This window comes from Novosphingobium sp. HII-3 (assembly GCF_002916655.1).
GTDB classification, from domain to species: Bacteria; Pseudomonadota; Alphaproteobacteria; order Sphingomonadales; family Sphingomonadaceae; genus Novosphingobium; species Novosphingobium panipatense.
The window spans coordinates 1-1,192 of record NZ_PPSM01000079.1; the positions used below are offsets into that span (position 1 = coordinate 1).

Below are 1,192 nucleotides of genomic sequence, written 5' to 3' on the forward strand. Positions count from 1 at the left end.
CCCCCGCCGCACTGGCGCCTGTGACCATCGACCTCACCGCAGCACCGCCCAGCCTCGCCCTCGCAACGGACACCGGCACCTCGCCAGACGACGGCGTGACCAGCGACGCGACCGTCGCGGTCGGCGGTCTGGAGCCGGGCGCCACCTGGCAGTACAGCACCGACGGCGGAGCGACATGGCAGGCAGGCACCGGCACCAGCTTCGAGCTGGTCCCCGGCACCTACCCCGCCGGCACCGTGCAGGTGCGCCAGACGGACATCGCCGGCAATATCAGCAGCACGGGTACCCTGCCGGCGGTGACCATCGACACGGGCGTTCCGGTCCCCACGCCTGCTCTTGCAAGCGACACCGGCGTGGCGGGCGACGGCGTGACGAACGATGCGACGGTGACGGTCGGCGGTCTTGAGCCGGGCGCCAGCTGGCAGTACAGCACCGATGGCGGAGGGACGTGGCAGGCAGGCGCCGGCACCAGCTTCGAACTTGCTCCCGGCACTTATGCTGCCGGTACCGTGCTGGTGCGCCAGACGGATCTTGCGGGCAATGCCAGCGGCACGGGTGCGCTGCCGGCGGTGACCGTCGATACGGGCGTTTCGGTGCCCACGCTTGCTCTTGCAAGCGACACCGGGGTGTCGGGCACGGACCGGGTGACGGGCGATGCGACGGTGACGGTCGGCGGCCTCGAGCCGGGCGCGACCTGGCAGTACAGCACCAATGGCGGAGCGAGCTGGCAGGCAGGTACGGGCACCAGCTTCGAACTGGCCCCGGGCACGTATGGCGCCGGCGTGGTGCAGGTGCGCCAGACGGACATTGCCGGCAACCAGAGCGCAGGGGCGCTGCTGGGCGCGGTGACGGTGGACACCGCCGTGGCAAGCCCGACGGTGGTGCTTGCCGCCGACACCGGGCTGTCCGCCAGCGATAGGGTGACCAATGACGCGACGGTGACGGTCGGCGGTATCGAGCCGGGCGCCAGCTGGCAGTACAGCACCGACGGCGGAGCGACATGGCAGACAGGCACCGGCACCAGCTTCGAACTGGCCCCGGGCACGTATGGCACCGGCGTGGTGCAGGTTCGTCAGATCGACGCGGCAGGTAACGTCAGCGACACGTTCGAACTACCCAGCCTCACCATCGACATCAGCGTCCTGCCGCCTTCGGGGGCACTCGCCAGCGACACAGGCGTATCGACTACCGA

Annotated in this window: 1 protein-coding gene; it reads left to right on the forward strand. The window is 70.5% G+C overall.

Annotated features, from left to right (window positions below):
- Window positions 1-20: 20 nt before the first annotated feature.
- The coding region (locus C2R25_RS18795; protein ID WP_233204140.1) for an Ig-like domain-containing protein at window positions 21-1,192 on the forward strand (1,172 nt) is incomplete at its 3' end.